The organism is Moraxella sp. CTOTU48717 (assembly GCF_032057165.1).
GTDB lineage: Bacteria > Pseudomonadota > Gammaproteobacteria > Pseudomonadales > Moraxellaceae > Faucicola > Faucicola tetraodonis.
In genome coordinates, this window is sequence record NZ_DAMBBC010000002.1 from 69,713 (window position 1) to 94,535 (window position 24,823).

The 24,823-nt window shown below is 43.2% G+C and carries 20 protein-coding genes; 11 read left to right on the top strand and 9 right to left on the bottom strand.

Annotation, left to right across the window (positions count from 1 at the left end):
* Positions 1 to 13 precede the first annotated feature (13 nt).
* From RT084_RS01915 to accC, 6 genes are all read left to right on the top strand, one after another.
* Positions 14 to 1,528 carry a protein adenylyltransferase SelO gene (locus RT084_RS01915; RefSeq protein ID WP_312383513.1) on the top strand — a complete coding sequence of 505 codons (1,515 nt, stop codon included), beginning with the start codon at positions 14 to 16 and terminating at the stop codon, positions 1,526 to 1,528.
* Positions 1,529 to 1,668: 140 nt separating this feature from the next.
* Positions 1,669 to 3,975 carry an NADP-dependent malic enzyme gene (locus RT084_RS01920; RefSeq protein ID WP_312383511.1) on the top strand — a complete coding sequence of 769 codons (2,307 nt, stop codon included), beginning with the start codon at positions 1,669 to 1,671 and terminating at the stop codon, positions 3,973 to 3,975.
* An 83-nt stretch (positions 3,976 to 4,058) separates the two neighbouring features.
* A complete protein-coding gene (locus tag RT084_RS01925; RefSeq protein WP_312383509.1) occupies positions 4,059 to 5,240 on the top strand; it encodes a tRNA nucleotidyltransferase/poly(A) polymerase-related protein in 1,182 nt (393 codons plus the stop codon).
* Between the two features lie 13 nt (positions 5,241 to 5,253).
* A complete protein-coding gene (aroQ, locus tag RT084_RS01930) occupies positions 5,254 to 5,742 on the top strand; it encodes a type II 3-dehydroquinate dehydratase (protein WP_312383508.1) in 489 nt (162 codons plus the stop codon).
* Positions 5,743 to 5,910: 168 nt separating this feature from the next.
* Positions 5,911 to 6,330 (top strand): acetyl-CoA carboxylase biotin carboxyl carrier protein, encoded by a 420-nt coding sequence (accB, locus tag RT084_RS01935; protein WP_312383507.1) that lies wholly within the window; start codon positions 5,911 to 5,913, stop codon positions 6,328 to 6,330.
* 56 nt (positions 6,331 to 6,386) lie between these two features.
* Positions 6,387 to 7,754, top strand: a complete 1,368-nt coding sequence (accC, locus tag RT084_RS01940; RefSeq protein ID WP_312383505.1) for an acetyl-CoA carboxylase biotin carboxylase subunit — start codon at positions 6,387 to 6,389, stop codon at positions 7,752 to 7,754.
* A 52-nt stretch (positions 7,755 to 7,806) separates the two neighbouring features.
* On the opposite strand, the gene ruvA is transcribed toward accC, so the two are convergent.
* The 4 genes from ruvA to RT084_RS01960 form a co-directional block, all read right to left on the bottom strand.
* Entirely contained in the window at positions 7,807 to 8,427 is a 621-nt protein-coding gene (ruvA, locus tag RT084_RS01945) for a Holliday junction branch migration protein RuvA (protein WP_062330386.1), read from the bottom strand.
* A gap of 107 nt (positions 8,428 to 8,534) precedes the next feature.
* Positions 8,535 to 9,572: a class II fructose-bisphosphate aldolase gene (fba, locus tag RT084_RS01950; RefSeq protein WP_219332957.1), complete on the bottom strand. Its 1,038-nt coding sequence runs from the start codon at positions 9,570 to 9,572 to the stop codon at positions 8,535 to 8,537.
* A gap of 214 nt (positions 9,573 to 9,786) precedes the next feature.
* The gene (locus RT084_RS01955) at positions 9,787 to 10,182 is read right to left on the bottom strand and encodes a hypothetical protein (RefSeq protein WP_312383500.1); all 396 of its coding nucleotides are present in this window, start codon (positions 10,180 to 10,182) and stop codon (positions 9,787 to 9,789) included.
* Positions 10,183 to 10,357: 175 nt separating this feature from the next.
* Entirely contained in the window at positions 10,358 to 11,548 is a 1,191-nt protein-coding gene (locus tag RT084_RS01960; protein WP_312383497.1) for a phosphoglycerate kinase, read from the bottom strand.
* Positions 11,549 to 11,826: 278 nt separating this feature from the next.
* Between RT084_RS01960 and RT084_RS01965 the strand changes: the two genes are divergently transcribed.
* Complete coding sequence (locus tag RT084_RS01965) at positions 11,827 to 12,153, top strand: TraR/DksA family transcriptional regulator (protein ID WP_312114493.1); 327 nt, start codon at positions 11,827 to 11,829, stop codon at positions 12,151 to 12,153.
* Positions 12,154 to 12,263: 110 nt separating this feature from the next.
* Here RT084_RS01965 and RT084_RS01970 read toward each other — a convergent pair whose 3' ends face one another.
* Positions 12,264 to 13,298: a D-alanyl-D-alanine carboxypeptidase family protein gene (locus tag RT084_RS01970; RefSeq protein ID WP_219331209.1), complete on the bottom strand. Its 1,035-nt coding sequence runs from the start codon at positions 13,296 to 13,298 to the stop codon at positions 12,264 to 12,266.
* A gap of 355 nt (positions 13,299 to 13,653) precedes the next feature.
* Entirely contained in the window at positions 13,654 to 15,405 is a 1,752-nt protein-coding gene (locus RT084_RS01975; protein ID WP_312383496.1) for a glutamine--tRNA ligase/YqeY domain fusion protein, read from the bottom strand.
* Between the two features lie 212 nt (positions 15,406 to 15,617).
* On the opposite strand from RT084_RS01975, the gene RT084_RS01980 reads away from it, so the two are divergent.
* The 3 genes from RT084_RS01980 to RT084_RS01990 are packed head-to-tail and all read left to right on the top strand — an operon-like array spanning position 15,618 to position 17,427.
* The gene (locus RT084_RS01980; RefSeq protein ID WP_312383494.1) at positions 15,618 to 16,127 is read left to right on the top strand and encodes a peptidylprolyl isomerase; all 510 of its coding nucleotides are present in this window, start codon (positions 15,618 to 15,620) and stop codon (positions 16,125 to 16,127) included.
* A gap of 9 nt (positions 16,128 to 16,136) precedes the next feature.
* Entirely contained in the window at positions 16,137 to 16,940 is an 804-nt protein-coding gene (locus tag RT084_RS01985; protein WP_312383492.1) for a UDP-2,3-diacylglucosamine diphosphatase, read from the top strand.
* Position 16,941: 1 nt separating this feature from the next.
* The gene (locus RT084_RS01990) at positions 16,942 to 17,427 is read left to right on the top strand and encodes a hypothetical protein (protein WP_201664236.1); all 486 of its coding nucleotides are present in this window, start codon (positions 16,942 to 16,944) and stop codon (positions 17,425 to 17,427) included.
* 44 nt (positions 17,428 to 17,471) lie between these two features.
* On the opposite strand, the gene tkt is transcribed toward RT084_RS01990, so the two are convergent.
* From tkt to RT084_RS02005, 3 genes are all read right to left on the bottom strand, one after another.
* Entirely contained in the window at positions 17,472 to 19,469 is a 1,998-nt protein-coding gene (gene tkt / locus RT084_RS01995; RefSeq protein WP_312383487.1) for a transketolase, read from the bottom strand.
* Positions 19,470 to 19,659: 190 nt separating this feature from the next.
* Entirely contained in the window at positions 19,660 to 20,358 is a 699-nt protein-coding gene (murU, locus tag RT084_RS02000) for an N-acetylmuramate alpha-1-phosphate uridylyltransferase MurU (protein ID WP_219331205.1), read from the bottom strand.
* A 6-nt stretch (positions 20,359 to 20,364) separates the two neighbouring features.
* Positions 20,365 to 21,507: an aminoglycoside phosphotransferase family protein gene (locus RT084_RS02005; protein WP_312383482.1), complete on the bottom strand. Its 1,143-nt coding sequence runs from the start codon at positions 21,505 to 21,507 to the stop codon at positions 20,365 to 20,367.
* A 165-nt stretch (positions 21,508 to 21,672) separates the two neighbouring features.
* On the opposite strand from RT084_RS02005, the gene RT084_RS02010 reads away from it, so the two are divergent.
* Positions 21,673 to 24,648: an LPS-assembly protein LptD gene (locus RT084_RS02010; RefSeq protein WP_312383481.1), complete on the top strand. Its 2,976-nt coding sequence runs from the start codon at positions 21,673 to 21,675 to the stop codon at positions 24,646 to 24,648.
* Positions 24,649 to 24,823: the final 175 nt, after the last annotated feature.

The window sequence follows — 24,823 nt, forward strand, 5'->3', positions numbered from 1 at the left end:
AAATGGAAAAATTATGAAAATCGAAAACTCGTATGCCACGCTTGACCCAAGGCTTTATCATAAACAACCCCCCAAACCGCTCACCAACCCGCAAGCAGGGCATTTCAACCCGCAAGTCGCCCACCAAATTGGCTGGGCTGATGATGAATTTTTAAGGCAGCATTGGGTCGAAATCTTGGGCGGCGACATCGTTCCCGACGGCTTTGAACCATTAGCCATGGCGTATGCTGGACACCAATTTGGGCAATGGGCAGGGCAATTAGGTGATGGTCGTGGTCTATTACTCGCTCAGGTAATCGATAAAGACGGACAATTGACCGATTTACATCTGAAAGGGGCAGGATTAACCCCCTACTCGCGCATGGGGGATGGTCGTGCGGTGATTCGAAGCGTCGTGCGAGAGTATTTGGCAGGTCATGCGCTTAATTGCTTGGGTATTCGGTCTAGCAACGCGCTGGGCTTTGTGGTTTCAGATACCCCTGTCAACCGTGAGACACGTGAACGCGGCGCTGCGCTACTACGTACCGCAGATTGTCATATTCGCTTTGGGCATTTTGAATGGGTGGCAAATTATGCGCCTGATTTATTGCTGTATTTTACCCGTTATGTCATCAAAACCTATTTCGCCGACTGTTTTGACAGTGATACGCCCATTCAAGATTTTTTGCGGCAAGTCGTTGATAAAACTGCCAAAACCCTGGCGGATTGGCAGCTGATTGGTTTTGCCCATGGGGTCATGAATACCGACAATTTATCTATCACAGGTGCGACCATCGATTTTGGTCCTTACGGTTTTATGGAGCGCTTTAATCCGATTTGGATCAACAACCATTCTGATTACAACGGGCGTTATGTTTATCAAAACCAGCCATCCATTGGACTTTGGAATTTGTCACGTCTGATTACCTTATTTTTACGCCTTAATGGCGAAAAACTGACCGCCAATCATCCGCTAGAAACTTTGTCGCGCGAGCAATTAACCGACATTTTAGACAGTTTTGGTGAGATTTTTTATCAGTATTATCAGCAAGGTCTCTGCCAAAAATTTGGCTTACCCATCAGTGAAGAAAACTGTGACTTTGCTTTGCAGTACTTGGAGATCATGCAGCAAAACAAACTCGACTTTACCAACAGCTTGCGCGCGCTAGTAGCAATCGTTGCTGACGCCAAGCCCAATGATAAATTAAACCTATTACATGAATTTAATTTACTTAATCAGTTGGAAATTTCAATTAGCAGCGGTAACGGTCAAGCCAATGCCACCTTAGCGGATTGGATTGCTACCTACCATACCAAATTACAGCAGGATTCTTTGCCGTTGGTAATGAGCCACAATCCCGTGTATGTATTAAGAAACAGCATGGCACAGCAAGCCATTGAATTGGCTGAACAAAATGACATGAGCGAGGTGGATAGACTGTATCAGCTATTGGCTAATCCTTACCAAGTTAGCGCATTAGCCAAGCCGAGTGACACCGAGCCACCGTTGGCAGATGCGCCTGAAATATGCGTTAGCTGCTCATCTTGAGATGATAGCCAAGGTCGGTAGCGCGATTTTTACCTAACTAGTTTTATTTTTTGCCGGTACTCAACTAGTCATCAATCTGTCAATAGTGCTAGAATAGCGAACACTACGATTCGAAAACGACTGTCGCAACGAAGGATATTATGGATAAATTATCGCCGACCAACAATGGCTTATCAGACAAAGAATTATTTGAACAAGCCGCCTTGCATTATCATGCCAATCCACGCCCAGGTAAAATTTCTGTTACCCCCATCAAGGCACTTGCCAACCAACGGGATTTGGCACTTGCCTATTCGCCTGGCGTTGCCGTACCTTGTCTAGAAATTGAAAAAGACCCCAAAAAAGCCGCGCTTTATACAGCGCGTAGCAACTTAGTCGGGGTGGTGACCAATGGTACCGCTGTTTTAGGATTGGGCAATATCGGTCCTTTGGCGTCAAAACCTGTGATGGAAGGTAAAGGTGTCCTGTTCAAAAAGTTTGCCGGCATTGATGTATTTGACATTGAAGTGGCACAAAACGATCCGGATAAATTCATCGAAGCAATCGCCTCTTTAGAGCCTACCTTTGGTGGTATCAATCTTGAAGATATCAAAGCCCCTGAGTGTTTTTATATCGAAAAAGAACTGCGTAAACGCATGAATATCCCTGTGTTCCATGATGACCAACATGGCACCGCGATTATTGCGTCTGCGGCGTTATTAAACGCGCTAGGAATTACCGGTAAAAAAATCGAAGACATCAAAATTGTGGTCTCTGGTGCAGGTGCTGCAGCGATTTCTTGCTTAGATTTGATTTGTGCGTTGGGCGCAAAAAAAGAACACATCTTTGTCGCTGACTCAAAAGGTATTATCACTAGCAACCGCGCAAACCTAGATGAGTCAAAACAGCGTTATGCCCGCGATACCGAAGCCAAAACCTTATCGGATGTGATTGAAGGCGCAGACATGTTCTTAGGTCTATCTGCCGCTGGCATGCTGACCCAAGATATGGTAAAACGCATGGCGCAAGATCCCATTATCTTTGCCCTAGCCAATCCAAACCCAGAAATCTTACCCGAAGATGCCAAAGCGGTGCGTCCCGATGCGATTATCGCCACAGGTCGCTCTGACTATCCAAACCAAGTAAACAACGCACTGTGTTTCCCGTATATCTTCCGTGGCGCGCTTGACGTCGGTGCCACGACCGTCAACGAAGAAATGAAAATTGCCTGCGTGCGAGCCATTGCTGCCATGGCACATGTGGAAGCCACCCCACAAAAAGGTCAAAAAACGGTGGATGAAACCCAACGTTTTGGTCGTGAATACTTAATTCCGGGACCGCTAGAACCAAATTTGATTTTGGAGATTGCACCAGCGGTTGCCAAAGCGGCGATGGATTCTGGCGTTGCCACGCTACCCATCGAAAACATGCGTGCTTATCGCGATAAACTCTCAGAGTTTGTTTATAACTCTGCGTTCTTGATGAAACCTATTTTCACCCGTGCCAAACAAGAACCAAAACGTATTGTTTACTGTGAAGGTGAGGATGAAAACGTATTACGGGCAGTGCAAGTGGTGGTGGATGAAGGCCTGGCAAAACCTATCTTGGTCGGTCGTCCAACCATTATTGCCAACCAAATCCAGCGGTTGGGCTTACGTATGGTGGCAGGTGAAAATTATGAACTAGTCAACATCGAAAGCGACCCACGTTATAAAGACTACTGGCAGTTTTATTATGAGATGAACAAACGCAATGGTGTGACAGTTGAGTTGGCACGTCGTGATGTTCGCCGTAAAACTTCTTTGATTGGCGCGCTAATGGTTGAACGGGGCGATGCTGACGGTATGATTTGTGGTACGTTTGGTTCATACCACTTGCACTTAAACTACGTGCAAAACGTGATCAAAAAACAAGCAGATGCTAAAGATTTTTATGCGTTAAATGCCTTATTAATTCAAGGTCGTAACTTGTTCATCGCTGACACTTATGTGCATGAAGACCCAACCGCTGAACAACTAGCAGAAATGACGGTATTAGCAGCGCAAGAAGTCCGCCGCTTTGGTCTTGAACCGCGTGTAGCATTGTTATCACATTCAAACTTTGGTTCATCTGACTTTGAAAGCGCCAAAAAAATGCGTCAAGTCTATGATTTACTGACTGATATGAATGTTGATTTTGAGTTTGACGGCGAAATGCATGGTGATACCGCGCTTGATGACCGTATCCGCCATGCCTCATTCCCATTTAGCAAATTGACTGGTTCAGCCAACCTACTCATCATGCCAGACTTAGATGCGGCTAACATCGCATTTAACTTGCTAAAAACCGCGACCAATAGTGTTACTGTCGGTCCATTGTTATTGGGCGCGCAACGACCTGTGCATATCTTGACATCTTCTGCCACAGCACGTCGTATCGTCAATATGACTGCTGTAGCGGTGACGCAAGCGCAAGAATTGGCAAAATAATTTTGTGTTGATTGATAAAACCAGTTTAGTGCTCTAAACTGGTTTTTTTATGGGTTTAATTTAGTTAAAACATCGGGGTGGTCATGCAAGTTTATTTGGTCGGTGGTGCGGTACGCGATTATGTATTAGCGCGCGAGGTCACTGAACACGATTATGTGGTGGTCGGCGCAACGCCTGAGCAGATGCTGGAGCTGGGATTTTCGCAAGTAGGTGCCGATTTTCCGGTTTTTTTACATCCAAAGACCCATGACGAATATGCACTGGCTCGCACGGAACGCAAAAGTGGTAACGGCTATCTTGGTTTTAACGTACACGCTGACACCACTGTCACCTTAGAAGAGGATTTAATCAGGCGCGATCTCACCATCAATGCCATGGCCATAGAAGTCAACGGCTTGTTTGACAGTGGTTTTAAACGGGGCAAATTTGATGCGCGCGATATCATCGACCCGTATGGTGGCTTAGCAGATATTCAGCAAAAAAAATTACGCCATGTGTCTGCCGCTTTTGCAGAAGATCCGGTACGCGTATTGCGCCTTGCCCGTTTTGCCAGTCGTTATGCGCCACTTGGATTTACGGTTGATGAATCAACCGCTAAACTTACCAGCCAAATGAAAGCCGCAGGTGAACTGAGTCATCTTGTCGCTGAGCGGGTATGGTCAGAGACGTCAAAAGCGTTAACGCAGGCTTGGTCGGATATTTATTTTGACACGCTTTTTCAGCTCAATGTCCTCGATGTCATTATGCCAAAACTGCATCAAGCATCGATTGATAATCCTAAGCAATGGCAATTGATGTTATCTAGCCTGCGAATGGCGGGAGAGCAACAAGCGGACAACGTCATGAAGTTTGCTTTGGTGGCAACCTGCTTTAAGTCTGATCAGCAACATAACAGCCGAACCAGCGAGTATTTAGAATTTTGCCAAGGTTTAAAGGTACCAAAAAATGCTGAGCGCTTGGGGTTATTTATTGTTGAGCATTTTGATAAATTAAAAAATTTCGATCACTTAAATGCACACCCATTATTTGAACTGTTAAGATTAACTAATAGTCTTAAAGATACCTCACTTTTAGAGCAAGCCTTACGAATCGTTCATCTTTATCAACTGGCCAAACAAACCGCGCTGTTAGCCACCATCAAAACACAATTAACGCAAATTTCTGCCAAAGATGTGGCAAGCGAGCTGACGGGCAAACAGATCGGTGAAGCCATTGATAGGTTAAGGTTGCAAAAACTTGAGGAAATTTTAAATCACCCACGATAAAGGAAGCATCATCATGATGACAACGACAGCAATAGCAAAGACCCAACTAACCCATGTGTTAGTATTAAATGGTCCCAATCTCAATTTGCTTGGCAAGCGAGAACCAGAAATCTACGGATTTCAAACCCTACAACACATTGAAGATGATATAAGACAATTAGCCAGCAATCATCAAGTTAAACTCACCTGTTTTCAAACAAATCAAGAATCTGCCCTCATTGATAAAATCCATCATCACGGTTTATTGACCACAAATCCTGACGAGCAGATTGACGCGATTATCATCAATCCCGCTGCCTTTACTCACACATCGGTAGCAATTCGCGATGCCCTACTCGCCGTAAATAAACCTTTTATAGAAGTTCATCTTTCCAATATTCACACCCGTGAGCCATTTCGACAGCATTCTTATTTTAGTGACAAAGCTGAAGCCGTCATCTGTGGTATGGGCGCTTTTGGCTATACTGCAGCGTTTAATTATCTGGTTCAAAAATATCAGTAGCAATACAATTTAGCCTAAAATCAATAGCAACATGGCAGCAAATTTTAAGTGTACAAACGTACACAAATATACCCTGCTATATCTATTTATTTTAGAAAAATCTTGTTACAATACGGCAATCTATGAATTAGTAGTCTATAAAGCGTATAATTTTAAGGTAGTTAGGATATGGATATAAGTAAAATCAAACAACTTATTGACTTAATGGAAGAGCGAACGTTAGCAGAATTAACCGTACAAGATGGCGATAAAAAGGTCTCTATTTCCCGCCATTTACCCCAAGCGAATGTTCAACCCGTCACAGCAAATACAACCACCACGACAACCGCTAATGCTGCCCCTGTAAAATCTGGCATGGTAGAAACATCACCGATGGTTGGGGTGTATTATGTTGCACCGAGTCCTAATGACGCGCCATTTATCAAGGTCGGTCAACAAGTACAAGCAGGCGATAGTTTAGGCATTATTGAAGCCATGAAAATCATGAACCCGCTTGAAGCCACCCAGAGCGGTATCATTGCAGAAATCTTGGTACAAAACGGCGATGTGGTGCAATTTGGTCAACCGATTGTCCGTTACGAGTCTTAATTTTTAACTTTTTTGTATATTTGAAGTTTGATTATCGATAAAAATTAGGGATAGCAATGATAAAAAAATTACTGATCGCCAATCGTGGTGAAATTGCGCTTCGCATTGTTCGCGCTTGTAAGCAGCTTGGCATCCAAACGGTGGGCGTCTACTCAACTGCAGATGACAACTTAATGCACCTTCGATTCGTTGATGAATCCATCTGTATTGGCAAGCCCAATGCCAGTCAAAGCTATCTCAATATCGATACTATCTTAACAGCCGCAGAAATCTCTGGCGCTGATGCCATTCACCCAGGTTATGGGTTTTTATCTGAAAATGCCGAATTTGCCGAACGCGTGGAAGAGGCAGGGCTAACCTTTGTAGGTCCTGCGCCTGAGCACATTCGCTTAATGGGTAACAAGATATCCGCTATCAACGCCATGAAAAAAGCCGGTGTGCCTACTGTCCCTGGCTCAGTGGGTAGCGTCACCCTGGCTAATGCTGAAGAACAAGCTAGAGCCATTGGTTTTCCTCTGTTGATCAAAGCGGCAGCTGGTGGTGGTGGTCGTGGTATGCGCGTGGTTGAACGCCTTGAGCAGTTACTATCTCAAGTTCAAGCCGCCAAACAAGAAGCCGAATTGTGGTTTGGCGATGATAGCGTTTATATGGAGCGCTTTTTAAAAAACCCACGCCATGTCGAAGTGCAAGTTTTAGGTGACGGCGAAGGCAATGCCATTCATTTATTTGATCGTGATTGCTCGCTACAACGTCGTCACCAAAAAGTGCTTGAAGAAGCCCCTGCCCCAGAGATTCCTGATGACATTAAAGAACCCATTTTGCAAGCTTGCGTCCGTGCTTGTGAGCAAATTAACTATCGCGGTGCAGGGACGTTTGAATTTTTATATGAAGATGAGCAATTTTTCTTTATTGAGATGAATACCCGCGTACAGGTTGAGCACCCTGTCACTGAGATGATTACCGGCATTGATGTAGTGGTTGAACAACTCAAAATCGCATCTGGCTATGGGTTATCGTATCGTCAAAACGAAATCGAAATTCGCGGTCATGCCATCGAGTGCCGTATCAATGCCGAAGACCCTGTGACTTTCATGCCGTCACCCGGCACGGTGACCCACTTCTTTATGCCAAATGGTAGCGGTGTACGTTTTGACTCGCACCTTTATCCCAACTATGCCATCCCTACCTTTTACGACTCATTGATTGGCAAATTAATCTGTCATGGTCAAACTCGTGAACAAGCGATTGCCAAGCTTCGCCATGCCCTTGACGAGCTGATTATCACCGGCATCAAAACCAATGTGCCATTGCATCGCGATGTGATTTTGCAAGACAAGGCATTTTGTACACAAGCGCAAAACATTCATTATCTCGAAAAAAACTTATTATCCCAGCCAGAGACGGCAAAAACCGAAACAGAATAAGGTTAATGGTAAAAAAAAGAGGGTCATTTGAGCCTCTTTTTTTTATGCAATTTTAATTCATCGCCAAATTTTTAAGAGACGCTTTCAGCAGATTTTGGATGGTTAACGGTGAATCAATGGCAGATTTTGCCAGTTTTATCGCAGCTTGCGCTTCTTTATCGCGATAACCTAATGCAATCAACCCCGCTTCGACTTCGGCAATAATAATGCCTTCATTACCGCTATCGGTCGCTAGTGGCAATGAAGGGGCAAAACCTGATGTATCACCTAAGTGTTTGATTTTGTCTTTTAACTCAACAATCAATCGCTGGGCGGTTTTTTTGCCAACCCCTGGGATACGCGTCAATGCCAGCTCATCATTGTTCATCACAAACTGGTGCAATTCCTGCACCGTTACAGTTGACATCATCGCCAAGGCCATCTTTGCCCCCACCCCATTGACTTTAAGCAACAGTCTAAACACTTCCCGATCGCTATGGCTTAAAAACCCAAATAACAACTGAGCATCCTCGCGCACCAAAAAATGTGTCCATAAGGTGACGGACTGATTTAATTGTACTTGACAAAATGCATTGAGCGGCATCTCAATTTCATACCCAACGCCCGCTGTGGTCATTACCACTACCGTAGGTGCCATTAGATGATGCACTTGCCCTTGAATTAATCCTATCATTGATGACTCACTACAAATAATTTAATCCAATAAAAAAGTGGGCAACCTCAGTCAACCCACTTGAATTTCATGCTTTTTAGTCATTTGCTAAAACTTAGTTCTAGTATTTAGTTATAGAAATTAACCATTTTTTCTAGACTAATTGGGCGAATTTTATCCGCATTACCCGCCGTACCAAATGCGGTATAGCGATCGATACAAACCGCTTTCATCGCATCGATAGTCTTGGCAAAATATTTGCGTGGGTCAAATTCTGCCGGGTTTTCAGCGAGGAATTTGCGAATCGCACCGGTTGAGGCTAAACGTAAATCGGTGTCGATATTGACTTTACGTACACCATGTTTGATGGCTTCTACGATTTGCTCAACTGGCACACCATAAGTCTCACCGATATTGCCGCCATTTTCGTTAATCACTTTGAGCCATTCTTGTGGCACACTTGAAGAGCCGTGCATCACGAGGTGAGTATTAGGAATACGCGCATGAATTTCTTTGATACGTGCAATCGATAAGATATCATCGGTAGGTGGTCGGGTAAATTTATACGCCCCGTGGCTAGTGCCGACTGCAATTGCTAGGGCATCGACATGGGTGTCATTAACAAATTGCTCAGCTTCATCAGCACTGGTTAACAGCTGTGAATGGTCAAGTTTACCTTCTGCCCCTACGCCATCTTCTTCACCAGCCATACCCGTTTCAAGACTACCCAAAACGCCAATTTCACCTTCTACTGATACACCACAAGCATGAGAGAGTTTTACCACTTCACGCGTCACTGCCACATTATAATCATAGTCTGCAGGGGTTTTACCATCACTCTTTAATGAGCCATCCATCATCACTGATGAAAAACCCAATTGGATTGAACGCTGGCAAACCTCTGGGCTAGTTCCATGGTCTTGGTGCATAACGACTGGAATATGTGGCCACTCTTCAATGGCAGACAAAATAAGATGGCGTAAAAATGGGGCACCTGCGTATTTGCGTGCGCCTGCCGATGCTTGCACAATCACAGGTGAGTTGGTTTCATCGGCTGCCATCATAATGGCACGCATTTGCTCTAAGTTATTGACGTTAAATGCAGGAACACCATAGTTGTTTTCTGCTGCATGGTCTAAAAGCTGACGCAAAGAAATCAAAGCCATATTACTTTCTCTTAGTAAAGTTAATAATCAATTGAAAATTTTAGAAAAATTGGGTTTTGCCATGTTGGACAAGGCTTGAGTATAACAGAAGTGCACTACAATTTAAATTCAAAAAAATAACTTTGAAATGATTGATATTATGAAAAAATAGTTAACTCAATAAAATAAAAAGCCCCAAAATGATTTTGGGGCTTTTTTAGGCTGAATGCTAAATTTAGTATTTTTGTTTTTCTGGCACGGTTGTTTGAATATCAGTATTGCTATTTGCTGCATCGTTTTTAACCGCTTCTGCACCTTGTGCTACATTAGCTGCGCCAGTCGCTACTGCAGATGCTACGTTTGCGGTGGCTTGCGCGGCGCCATTGGCTACAGCTTCAGTCGCGTTGATAGCTGCACCTTGAGCAACCGCGGTAGCAGCACTTGCTACGGCGTCACCTGCATTCGCTGTTGCACTAGCGGCACTTGCAGTCGCGTCTTTAATATCTTGACCCGCTGCGCTTGCTGCGGCTTCAGGTTGACCGTTAGCGGCAGCTTCTTCGGTTTTTTTACTGCATGCAGTAATTGATAAAGTGGCTAATAAAGTGGCCAATACTAAATTACGTTTTAACATATTCATTCCTTAAACACCAAACATATGGGTATACATACTTGCATAATATCTTATCGACAATATATTTTTGGTGCAATTAATTACAATGTTTACCATACAAATATTAACTTAACATTACATTAATTCAGCGATGATAAATTTAAATCGCTGAATTAATGATAATGATTATTAGCATTTAGGCACGTTGGCTCAGGGCATGTACGGCAGGTAAGGTTTTGCCTTCCACAAATTCTAAGAACGCCCCGCCCCCTGTTGATGTGTAGCTTACTTTATCGGCGACCTTGTATTTATCAATCGCAGCGAGCGTATCACCACCACCTGCAATGCTAAAGCCTTCACTTGCTGCGACTGCTTCACTAACGATTTTGGTACCTTCACCAAATTTATCGACTTCAAATACGCCTACGGGACCATTCCATAAAATAGTTTTGGCATTTTTAATCGCATCGGCAAGTTTCGCCGCACTGTTTGCACTAATGTCTAAAATCATTTCATCATCAGCAATGGTATCGACCGATTTGGTTACCGCATCGGCAGATTCTAGCGAGCCCAAAAAATCATCAAAATCAATCTGTGATTTTTTGGCGACGACCACTTCGTCAGGTAGTAATACATGGGTCTCTTGCATAATGCTTTTGGCAGTTTCCACCATGTCGGCTTCATATAGGGATGCACCAACATTGGCACCTTTGGCTGCCAAGAATGTATTGGCAATACCACCACCTACAATGATTTGGTCACAGATTTTTGCCAATGATTTAAGCACATCCAATTTGGTAGAAACTTTCGAGCCACCAACAATCGCAAGCATTGGCTTGGCTGGGTTATCTAAAGCTTTGGCTAATGCATCAAGTTCTGCCGCTAACAATGGACCTGCACAAGCAGTCTTTGCTTTGGCGATAACGCCTTCTGTTGACGCTTCGGCACGGTGAGCCGTACCAAAAGCATCCATCACAAATACATCACATAAAGCGGCGTAGCGTTCAGATAAAGCGGCATCGTTTTTCTTCTCACCCGCATTAAAACGTACATTTTCCAGTAGCACAACTTCACCTGGGGCTACTGTCACATTATTTTGGGCATAATCCGTCACTAATTTGACAGGTTTTCCCAAAGCATCGCCCAAATAATCTGCGACGGGCTGCAACGAATATTTGGCTTCAGGGTTTGAGGGATCTGGGCGACCTAGATGCGAACACACGATAACCGCTGCACCTTTATCTAAAGCCAACTGAATAGTGGGTAAGCTTGCTTTTAAGCGGGCATCATTGGCAATTTTGCCATCTTTTAACGGTACATTTAAATCTTCGCGAATCAAAACTGTTTTGTCAGAAACATCAATATCGTTTAAACGAGCAAATTGCATGGATTAACCTCTAAGTTAATAACAGGATGGTGACCCGTAGGGGTTGATAAAACGTTGTCACATGACAACAAAAATTGAATGAAAAAATAAGCGTAGATTAGCATATTTTGAGTATTTTTAACATTATTGGTGCTATCAACTAACGCCACGCAAGGTGATAACACGGTATTACTACTATATTACTACTTTATTAAGAAGGGTCTTGATGATAAGCTTATAAGAACAAAAACATGAATGCAGCACTGCGTTCAATATTTTATTATCAAATTGGAGGCCGTATGGTTGACCTTGACAAAGCAAAACAACGATTACTTGACCTAAAACAAGAATACCAAACTCGCGTGTATAAAATCCAACATGATATGCAAAATCCTGATACGGATATGACCCAAGATTGGGATGACCAAGCGGTGATTAATGAGCAAAACGATGTACGTAAAAACTTGCTAGTCGAAGCCAAGCAAAACCTTGAATTGGTGAATAATGCCTTACTTCGTATCGAAAATGGTACTTACGGTATTTGCGCTGTGAGTGGTGAAGAAATCGAACCTGAGCGTCTAGAAGCAGTACCCTTTGCGACCACCTGTATGAAACACGCTAAATAGCTTACAAAACATACCAAATAGCTGATTTTGGTAGTCTTTCACCCATAAAAAAGCAAGGAAAGTTATCCTTGCTTTTTTTTCAAAAAATCAGTCAATTAATTGCGACTTGTTTAGGTGAATCGGCGCATGCTTAAGTTAGCAATTATGTTTTCTGCATCGTTCCAGCGGGTTTTTGAATCACTTGCACCGAGTAATACGACAATGGCTGGACGATTACCGACATTGGTTTCAAATAAAACACAGTTGCCTGCTTCACGAATATACCCTGTTTTTGACAAACCAATATTATATAACCCATCACGCACCATGTAATTGGTACTGCGAGCGGCTACGGTTCGAAACCCCGAATTGATATTATATACACCGAACTGACGGCTAGGCGTAGTACTAAACTGGGTGACTAAGTTCATCTTTTGTGCATAACGGGCAAGAATTGCCAAATCACGCGGTGATGCCACATTACGAGAGTCTAGACCTGATGGGTCATAAAAATGGGTTTGCGTCATCCCCAATTCACGCGCTTTTTGGTTCATACGGCTGATGAAATTGTCATAGCCCATAGGGTCAGTACGTGCTAATGCTTTAGCCGCGGGATTTTCTGATTTCATCATCATCATCAGTAGCATTTCAGCACGATTAAGCTGATCGCCAACTTTTAGACGGTCACTACCCGATTGCTTTGGGGTTTTAAAATCTAATGAACTAATCGTCAATGTTTCGCTCATGTTAGCGCCTGATTCTGCCACCACCACAGCCGTCATCAATTTACTAATTGACGCAATCGGACGGGCGATATCAGCATTTTTTTCATAAATGGTATTGCCCGTTAACGCATCCACTACCAAAGCACCTTTAGAATTGGCAAAATAGCTGCCCGAAGCCCGCGTGCTATCTTGAGACCATGCAGGATTATAGCTATCATCCTCACTGTATGCATTGTTATAGCTATTATAATTACCGCTATTAAAACTTGTCGTCTGTGGCGTGCTGTTATACATGATGGCACGGGCTTTGTCTAAACTACCCTGCCCACCCCAACTAACTTTAGCTTGGCTACCTGTCTGCATATTTAATTCAGCATTACTTTGTACGCCAACCAGTGCAATGACAGCACCTAACAACGTTTTCTTTAACAATGTTTTCATTTCAACACTCTCAATCAAATCATGGTTAACTTGCTGTTGGATAAAGCATACAGTTACCAAAACTACCAATATATTTACGAAAAACAGATGAACAACGATACCTTAAGCCTAATAGCCATTAAAATCAAGCTGTTAAAAGTTACAAAATCTAACAAGAATAACGGATTGATTACGCAAGACTGATTTAAATTTACGATGAGTAGTTTAGCACAGTACAAATGTTACGCATGTAAAAAAGTAAAAAAAGCGTTTAGCTAATACAATAATAAAACCATAAGTAACAATAGGTTAAGATATCTTTTAATAAAAAAGCTGACATATTACTATGCCAGCTAATTTATAATTTAACGATGATTTATGGTTTGAAACTGTCTTTTAAGGTCACAATACGGTTAAACACCAAATGCTCTGGTGAATAATCTTTACTATCTGCCACAAAAAACCCTTCGCGTTCAAATTGAAAACGCTCGCCTGCATTGACTTGTGATAAAGAAGGCTCGACAATGGCATCTACTTCACGTAGTGAATTGGGATTAATCTCTGCGGCTAAATTATTGATGTCAATTTTGGCGGGGTCTTCTTGGTTAAACAGCTGCTCATACAGACGGACTTTGGCAGGTTTGCCCAAGCTTGCCGACACCCAATGTATCACACCTTTAACCTTACGACCTTCTGGATTGTTGCCCAACGTTTTTGGGTCAATAGTCGCTGTTAACCCCACTACTTCACCTTTGTCATCGGTGATGTGATCCTCAATCTTTAACACATAGCTATTGCGTAAGCGAATTTCTGGGTTTTGCGGTGACAAACGTTTATAGCCTTCAGGCGGCGTGATTTCAAAATCCCCTTTATCAATATAAATTTCTTTGGTAAAAGGAATGTCACGCATACCTTGGCTGTCATCATGGCTATTTTTAGGCTGGGTCAACCATAAAACCCCATTGTCGAGTTTAGTTTTTACACTGTCTTTTTTAAGTGCTTCAACATTGGCAACCGCTTCATCAAAATTGGTAATGGTCACTTTTAGTGGGCTTAGCACCGCCATGGAACGATTCACATGCTCTAATGAGTTACGGATACTAAACTCGAGTAAGCCAAAATCGACCACACCGTCTGACTTGCTGACGCCTACACGGTCACAAAAATCCCGTAAGCCTTCAGGGGTATAACCACGGCGGCGCATACCGGCAATCGTCGGCATACGCGGATCGTCCCAACCGCTCACCAAGTCATCTTCAACCAGTTTTTTGAGTTTGCGTTTACTGGTCAAAATGTGGTTTACGTTTAGGCGTGCAAATTCATATTGGTGTGGTTCTTTGTCAAAGCCCACTTTATCTACCACCCAATCATAAAACGGACGGTGGTCTTCAAATTCTAGGGTACAAATCGAATGCGTAATACCTTCGATTGCATCTGACAACGGGTGAGCATAATCGTACATGGGATAAATACACCAATCATCGCCTGTTTGGTGATGCGCTTGGTGCATGACACGGTACAAAATCGGATCGCGCATATTCATATTGGGGCTTGCCATGTCGATTTTGGCACGAAGCACCGCTTCACCATTGCCATATTTGCCTGATTTCATATCGTCAAACCGTTGCAAATTCTCTTCAACACTGGCATCACGGTAAGGTGAATTTTTACCTGCTTGACCAAAATTGCCGCGGTTTTCACGAATATCCTCAGGACTTTGCAAATCAACATAGGCATCGCCTTGTTTGATTAATTTCACCGCCCAATCATATAACTGACCAAAATAACTGGACGCATAGCGCGCCTCGCCTGTCCAGTCAAAACCAAGCCATTTGACATCATCTTTGATATTATCGACAAACTCCTGATCTTCCGCATCAGGATTGGTGTCGTCAAACCGTAGGTTACACAGCCCTGCAAACTCTTTAGCAAGCCCAAAGTTGAGACAAATAGATTTGACATGACCCAAATGTAAATAGCCATTGGGCTCAGGTGGAAAACGGGTCACAATCTGGCTGTATTTTTGCGAAGCAAGGTCATCGCGTACGATCGCACGGATAAAGTCATTTTTTTCACTATTGGCTGCTGTATCGTTGGTTTTTGTATTTTTGTCGGTCGTCGCCGTCATTTGGTTGCCCCTTACCTATTACAAAAATGGTGAACTAATCTGCCATTCTAGCAGTTTTTTGACATCGAAAAAACTTAAATGAATTTAATTGAAACATTTAATTTTGCCAACTTTGCAAACTAAATACTGACTTTTTGATTGAAAATCGCTAGGATAGCCACAACAATTGCAAGATACGTTTTTTTAACCATAAAAACCATTAGGAGCACACAATGGATATGCCATATGTAGAATTAGAAACCACCATGGGTAACATCGTTATCGAACTCAATCAAGAAAAAGCCCCCCATACCGTGGCAAACTTTTTAGAATACGTTAAATCAGGTCATTATGATGGCACGATTTTTCACCGCGTCATTGACGGTTTTATGATTCAAGGTGGTGGTATGGACGCCAACATGAAAGAAAAATCTACCAATGCCCCAATCCAAAACGAAGCAGATAATGGCTTAAAAAATGAAGTCGGCACGATTGCAATGGCACGTACTTCTGACCCACATTCAGCGACTGCGCAATTTTTTATCAATGTAAAAGACAATAGCTTCCTAAACTTCTCTGGCAAAAACCCACAAGGCTGGGGTTATGCGGTATTTGGTAAAGTGACTGAAGGCATGGACATTGTCAATAAAATCAAAGGTGTACCAACTGGTAAATACGGTTTCCACGCTGATGTGCCAACCACGCCTGTGGTGATTACCCATGCAAAAGTAATTGAGAAATAATTTTTTTGTATGCAAAGTTTTGCAGATTTGGTCACCGATAATCCCTCCGCCATTACGCAGGTTATTATCAGTGACTTACATTTGAGCATGAATGAGCCTGCCACTAATCCTTTAGGGCAGGCTTTTTTAGATTTTTTAGATAAATTGGCTTTATTGCCCAATCTAAAACAGTTTTTTATTCTCGGTGATTGGTTTGAAGCTTGGCTAGGGGATGATGTTGCCGATACAGATACCCTAATAGATGCGCTGCAACCGATTATAGCAAAGCTCAAAACATTATCCGATAAAAACTGCCAAATTTTTGTCATGCATGGTAATCGGGATTTTCTGCTTGGGCAGCAATTTTGCGACAAGTTTGGCGGGCAATTGATTTTTGAGCCGTTTTATTTGACGTTAAATGGCAAAAAAATCCGCCTAGAACATGGCGATGCGCTGTGCACCGATGATAAAGGTTACCAACGCTTTCGCAAAATCATCCAACATCCTATCACTAAAAAAATTTTGCTCGCGCTACCCATCAAAAAACGCCAACAAATCGCGCAAGATTTACGCCAAAAAAGCAAAACTGATAATGCCAAAAAATCCTTGCAAATCATGGATGTCAATGAACAAGCCGTCAAACAAGCCTTGCAAAAAGCCGATATACTGATTCATGGGCATACTCACCGCCCTGCTGTTCATCAAATTGGCCATAAAAAAAGACTTGTGCTCGGTGATTGGCGATTGAATGACAACAGTGTTAATGCTGTCATTGGCGTTACAATGTCGGGGCAGCTAAACTTGGTCGAATTTTTCTATACCGTTAATCGTTAAAATGTTATCAAAGAATTTACTATTATTTGTTGCGGTGGTTTCAATCATAGTTACAGTAATTTTTTCTTTTATTGGCAATTTTAATTATCACAAAACGGCTCACACTTATCAAACTATCAAGCAGCAAGGCATTAGAACCTCAGCCTATTCTATAAAGACTCGTTGCAATAAAGGACGCGGACTATCAGCCACGCGTTTATATCGTTATGTAGTTAATCAAAAACAATATTTTATAGACACTGTACCTGAAGACCCTAGCTTAGATATTTGCGATAAGCAATCTTTAGGTGATAGCATTACCATCTATTATTTACCTAGCAACCCAAATATTAAACTATCAAAAACACAACTTCAGCAAGGTGTGTCGAGCCAAATCAGCTATTATTTTTTGAGTATAATTTTTTCAATAGTGTTTTTAGCCTATTGGATTGGCACCAAGTATTCATCCTATAAAGAATGCCAAAAAACCCGTTTAATTGAGAAATAAAAAAGGCGAGCATTGCCCACCTTTTAGTAAGTGAACAATTTAACTTAAACTACCGCTTTTACCGCTTGAATGACCGCATCAGTGGTGATGTTAAAGTATGGGAACAAGTCTTTGGCAGGGGCAGACTCACCAAAGGTGGTCATACCCACGACTTTACCATCAAGCCCTACAAACTTGTACCAATAATCGATATGGCTGGCTTCAACCGCCACACGCGCACGCACTTGGGGTGGTAACACGCTGTCACGGTAGTTGATTTCTTGTTTGGCAAACACTTCAGCACACGGCATTGATACAACACGCACGCCCAAACCTTCGGCAGTCAACTCAGTATAAGCATTCATTGCAAGCTCAATCTCTGAACCTGTGGCGATGATGACGGCACGTAGCTCGCCTTGTTCTTTGGCTAGTACATAGCCACCTTTGGCAATATTGGCTACTTGCTCGATATCTCGCGCTTGGTGCGGTAGGTTTTGACGGCTAAAAATCAGCGCGGATGGGGTTGATTTTGCCTTCAAGGCTTCTACCCATGCCACGGCTGACTCGACCGTATCACACGGGCGCCAAGTATGCAGGTTTGGGGTGGCACGCAGACTTGACAACTGCTCTACAGGTTGGTGAGTAGGTCCATCTTCACCCAGACCGATTGAGTCGTGAGTATAGACGTTAATGACGCGTTGTTTCATCAAGGCTGACATACGCACCGCATTGCGCGCATATTCCATAAACATCAAGAACGTTGCCACATACGGAATAAACCCGCCATATAAGGCTATACCATTGGCAATCGCCGTCATACCAAATTCACGCACACCGTAGTGAATATAGTTACCTGCCGCATCATCTTCGAGCGCCTTGGCATTTTTAAACCAAGTCAGATTTGACCCTGCCAAATCAGCAGAACCGCCCAGCAGCTCTGGCAATAATGGCTGTAAGGCATTGATTGAATTTTGGCTGGCTTTACGCGTTGCAATGTTTTCTGGGTTATTTTGACACGCCTTGATAAATTCCTGGGCTTGTGTCTCAAAATTTGCTGGCAAGTCACCATTCACACGGCGAAGCAATTCACTGGCAAGCTCTGGGTAAGCGTCTTTATAAGCATCGAATTCACTTTCCCATGATTGTTGTAGCGCTTGACCTTTAACTGTGCAATCCCACCCTTCATAAATATCGTCTGGAAGTTCAAACGCTTCGTGATCCCACTTGAGGGCTTGACGGGTGAGCAAAATTTCATCCGCACCAAGGGGTGCGCCATGTGAGGCCTCCAAGCCTTGCTTGTTGGGTGAACCTGCGCCAATCACGGTTTTACAGATGATGAGTGAGGGTTTATTTTTTTCAGCTATAGCATTTTGGGTCGCTTGGGTGATGGCATCGGTATCGTGACCGTCAACTTTTTGCACTTGCCAGCCATAAGCTTCAAAACGTTTTTGGGTGTCATCTGAAAACCAGCCTTCAACGTCACCATCAATCGAAATACCATTGTCATCATAGTAGACAACCAACTTGCCCAGTTGCAGCGTACCGGCTAATGAGCAAACTTCGTGCGAAATACCTTCCATCAAACAGCCATCACCTAAAAAGCAATAGGTTTGGTGGTCGATGACTTGGTGACCGTCTCGGTTAAATTGCGCGGCTAGGGTTTTTTCTGCAATCGCAAAACCTACGGCGTTGGCAATCCCTTGACCCAACGGACCTGTGGTAGTTTCCACACCTGCGGTGTAGCCATATTCAGGGTGACCGGGGGTTTTAGAGTGCAATTGGCGGAAATTTTTGATATCCTCAATGCTAACGTCATACCCTGTCAAGTGCAGCAAAGCGTACTGCAGCATTGAGCCATGACCATTTGATAGCACAAAACGGTCGCGATTTAGCCAATGTGGGTCGGTTGGATTGTGCTTTAAAAACTTACGCCATAACACTTCAGCGATATCTGCCATGCCCATCGGCGCGCCTGGATGTCCAGAATTGGCTTTTTGCACCGCTTCAAAAGCTAGGGTACGGATGGCGTTGGCAAGACGACGTTCAGAAATTGGGGTTGTCATTGGCTTTCCTATATTACAGAATTAGTTACAGAATTAATTACAGAATTAAATTTTGTCGTATGTAACATGCTAAAAATAAAACTGTGACAAATTTTATCACAGTTTTGGGTCATTTTTTTAGCTTTAACCGTTTAGTTTGCTTGGCTTTCAGATAAAACCAAAATGGCAAAAGAGGCAATTTTCTGCCAAATCACTTGTTAGCCGACAATTTTTGGTTCAAATTTTCTAAACGCTCAAGTGTGCCTACATCGACCCACGCATCGCTCAGCAAATCCCCCATTACCAAACCCGCCTGCATGGCTTGTTTGAGTAGTGGCGCAAGCGGCGCAGTCTCCCCTACCTTGACCGTATCCAATAATCTTGGTGACATAACACTAATCCCTGCAAAGGTATATTTTGGCGTGCCCTCTACATTGACCTTGCCATTTTCTAAGGCAAAATCGCCAGTTGGGTTATGCGTCGCTTGGTCGGTGAGTAGCAAATAAGCCTGCGAATCGTTTAGCTTAAGATGGCTTAGTTGAGCAAAATCAAAAGGCGTCCATACATCCCCATTGACCAAGATAAATGGCTGGTCTTTTAATTTACCAGTAGCCAAAGCCATCTTAATACCGCCTGCTGTCTCAAGCGGTTCTTCTGGTTCAATCGACCAATGAATGGTGACACCGTATTGACTGCCATCCCCGATTGCATTGAGCAGTTTGTCAGCAAGCCATGACACATTGATGGTGATATCGGTGATACCTGCTTGTTTGAGTGCTTTGATATGCCACACGATAAGCGGTTGCCCGCCGACTTCGACAAGCGGCTTTGGCGTGGTCAAGGTTAAAGGGCGCAGCCGAGTGCCTTTACCTGCAGATAAAATCATGGCTTGGGTGATGGTGGTTGACATGGGGTTTTATCCTTGGATTTTTTGATGAAAAGCAGGTTCAACGACGGCGGTCATCCAATCAGCAAACTTATCAAAAGTAGGACGCTCATCCCATTGGCTGATAGCTTTTAAACAAGTTAATAAATCATTGAAAACTTTGGGAAGGTTTACCAAATAACGGTCTTTGCCATCTCGCTCAAACAAACGTACAAAAATACCTAATACCTTGAGATGACGCTGCATACTCATGATATTAAAATCCACGGTAAACTCTGCCAAGCTTTTGTCAATTTGCGCCAATTGATAATAATGAGCCAGATGCGTGTTCACCCAGTTTTCATCATAATTGATATAGGCATCTCGCAATAAAGACGCCAAATCATAGGTGTAGGCACCGATGACAGCATCTTGAAAATCAATCACGCCCAACTCATCGCTGTGATTTAATACCATCAAATTACGGCTGTGAAAATCACGGTGCACCACCACTTGAGGCTGCGCGATGACTTGCTGGATAATATCAGACTGCAAATCTTGCCACAGCGTCTCTAAGTCTGGGGGCATCGTCACGCCGATATAGGGTAAAAACCACTCGCTAAACAAGCCCATTTCTCGGCGCAGCAAGGCATCGTCGTAACTTGGGATAACGGGTTTGGCGTCATTGATGTCAATCTTTTGAATCGCCAAAATTTCCTGCATTGCCTGCTGATAATAGCGCGCAGTTTTTGCCAGCTCGCCTGCATCCGTTAAATCCTTGGCAATGACATCGGCAAAATCCGTGTTTCCCAAATCCTCAAGGACGATAAAACCTTGCTGTTCATCCGTGGCAATCATTTTTGGCACATGCACATGACCTGCCATTAAATTGTCCACGGCGATAAATTCTTTTACCGATTCTTTTTCTGGCGGCGCATCCATCACGATATAGTGTTGATTGTCGACGGTTAAGCGATGATAGCTGCGAAAGCTGGCATCACCAGGTATTTTTTCATGCTGCAATGACCGATTTTGAAAAACTTCGGTCAACCAAGTGTGCAGCTGTTGTTCACGTGGCTGTTGTTTAAGTGGCTGTTGCTTAAGTGATTGTTGTTCACATGGCTCGGTATTTGATGGCGAAACTGGGCTATCGCAAGGGTCTTGGTTGGCAAGTTGTGCGGCAGGATGGTTCATAACGTGGGCTTACTCAATAAAAATAAGTTATGCTACCGAAAATCTGCGTATCTCTCAAGTGGCGTCTATCATGTTTGCAATTTTAAACATCTTTTGCAATAGTATATTGATGACGCTAGTGATATGATGTGAAGGTTTTTATATTGCGTCTTTGGTAAATGTCTAATGAAAAAATCTGTGAAATTGTCGCCTATTTCGTCAACTTCTAATCGTTTAACTTCACATTCGTCTTTGCCAACCCAGCCCACACGCCTGCATCAATCATTACACCAAATTTATCGACATACCAACGTTTTAGCGATGACACTTGGAGCGATGTTTACTACTTTGTATTCAACCTCAGCGCTTGCGGTGTTGCCGACAGCCGCCGTTACGGAATCGACTGATGCAGCGACAGCACAAAGCACAGCAGCTCAAAACATTGAGTCACAGAGTATCGAGACACAGGGCACTGAATCACAAATTATTAAAAAACAAAACCTCGATACCTCAGCTGCAAAGCCCGATACCGATAGTAGCATTGCCACCACAGCAGACAACGCTACTGCTGTCGATGTAACCACCAATCAAGGCATCACACCGATTAGCGCGCCTGACATCAAACCAAACTCTGCGCGTACTCGTCCCAACTTTACCCCAAATCAACAGCAGCAAGCCAGTCTAGAAAAGCTCAAAACCTTTTATCAACCCAAAACCCCGCAAACCACGGACGATACTAACGCCACGGTTGCTAATCCAACTTCTAATCCAAACTTACTGAACCCGCTCGCGCCTGATAGTCAACAGTCAGGTGCTCAATCAAAAACAGGTAGCCGAAAAAAAGACGCCATGTGTCATGGCAACTGGGTATATCCCACCTCGACCATTTATCAACAACAGGCATTAGCGGCAGCCGCTACCGATAAGCCCAATAGCAGCTTCCCAATTTATGCGTCGTCTGACTATGGGTATTATGACAATGAAAATTACGCTGAATTGTCAGGCGATGTGCAAATCAACCAAGGTCGTCAGCAAATCTCTGCCGATAAAGTGGTCGTTAACGTGCAAGATGGCATTGCGGCCGCTCAAGGTAATGTTTTGTTGGTCGATGCCGCGCAAAGCATCCAATCGACAGACGGTAACCCACGTGTAAGCCTTAAAGATAGCCCAAAAGGGGGGCTGATTACCGTTGCCGACGAACTGGCGTACCAAACGGATAGCAGCAAAGCAACCGCCAAAGATGTGGCGTTTGCCAGCGTCCCCCTACAAGCGTATGGGTATGCCAAACGGCTTAATAAGGTCGATGAAAGCCGCGTTGAAATTGACGATGTCATGTTTACCACCTGCGCGCCTGACAATCCGACTTGGCAAATCAATGCCAAAAACATCGATATCAATACCGACACGGGTCGCGGTGAAGCCTATAATGCCACGTTAAAAGTCAAAAATACCCCAGTATTGTACCTGCCGTATTTTAACTTTCCGATTGACGATCGCCGCACCAGTGGTTTTTTGTTGCCACGCGGTGGCTTTAGTACGGAAGGGAGTTTTAATGTACAGTTACCTTACTACTTTAATCTAGCGCCAAATTACGATGCCACTGTCACGCCAACCATTTTTACTGACCGCAATCCGATGTTGACAGGTGAATTTCGCTATCTGACAGAAAAATTTGGTTATGGTAGTTTGACAGGCTCTTATCTGCCAAACGACAAACAATATGATGATGAAGACCGTACCCGCTTTTATTATAATCATCATTGGCAGTCAAAAGATATCCCTAACCTATCCATTGACGCGCTATATCAGTATGTCTCAGACCCTAAATTCTTAAACGATTTTGAGACCTTGGGTGACGAAACCGTTCAATTAAATTTACCGCGCCGCATTCAAGCCAATTATTACAATGACTATTTGACTGCCGTTGCCAAGATTGAAACCTTTCAAACACTGGATCGTAATTTAACCAATTCAGAAAAAATCTTGGACAAAGACAAACCGTATGACCGTCTGCCGCAGTTATCGGTCAAATATCGGGTACCTTGGTTGACCCAATTTGATTTGACGGGTATCAGCGATTTTGCCTATTTTAAACGCCCAATTAATGATGGCTCTGCGCCTGAGCAAAGCGGTGGCAGACTGTATAACAAACTCACTGCCGCCTATCCAATGATGCGAACTTGGGGATACGTGACGCCGTCAGTGAGTTTACAGCACCTTTATACCCAATTTGACCAAGAATCAGCCGACGCCAATGGACTGGATAAAAATAGCAAAAGCCAATCTATTTTTGTACCGCAGTTTAGTATTGACAGTGGCTTAAATTTCTTTAAAACAGGTACCCCATTTGGTAAATTTGATGAATCCTTGGGCGGCTATCAGTTATTAAGCCCACGCCTAAAATATGTGTACTCGCCCTATAAAGACCAGACTGACGTACCCAACTTTAATACCCGTTTGGCATCGCTCAATTTTTCACAATTGTATGAAGATTCATGGTTTTTGGGATATGATCGTCTGCCCGACAATAATCATCTAACTCCTTCATTAAATTATCGCTATATTGATGGCAATGGTTTGACTCGCTTGGATGCCAGCGTGGGTAAACAAATTTATTTGAGTGATATTCGGGTACATCTTGATGATACCGATGATGGGTTAAAAATTGACAATACCGGTACCGTCTTTCAGGTAAGTACCCAACCGCGTCAAGATTTTTGGGTAGATTTAGATGGCTCGGTTGATGACAACGCTGATTTAAACTATATCAATACCCAATTTCGTTATGCGCCAACTTTCAATAGCCTTTATAACTTAGGTTATATCAAACGCAATGAAAGTAGATTTGGACAAAAAGCCCTCTCTGCTTTCACCGGCTCTGCTGTTTTACCTATTAGTGATAACTGGCAGTTTTTAGGGGCTGTGCAATACGACAATGAGAAGAATCGTTTTAGTGATGTGTTAGCGGGCTTTACTTATGATAGCTGTTGTTATGGCTTATCGATTTATGCTCGCCGTTATTATGATGAATTAAGTGATAAAGACAGTGCTGACCACGCCATCATGGCAGAAATTAGCTTAAATGGGCTATCCAATAAAGGTGATGGTCGACTGGCTAGCTTGATGCGTAATCGGGTATTGGGTTATGACCCTAGATACTAAACGCCTTTTACACAAAAAACCGCCTAAAACTTGAGGTTTTTTAGGATTTATTATGATACAGACATACGCCAGCAAATATTATTGTATAAAATGTCCCAAACTTTATAACATCACTTAGCAATATCTAAACCTAAGAAACTTGGTCAAAGACCCGTCATTTAAGCTAAATGGTTTT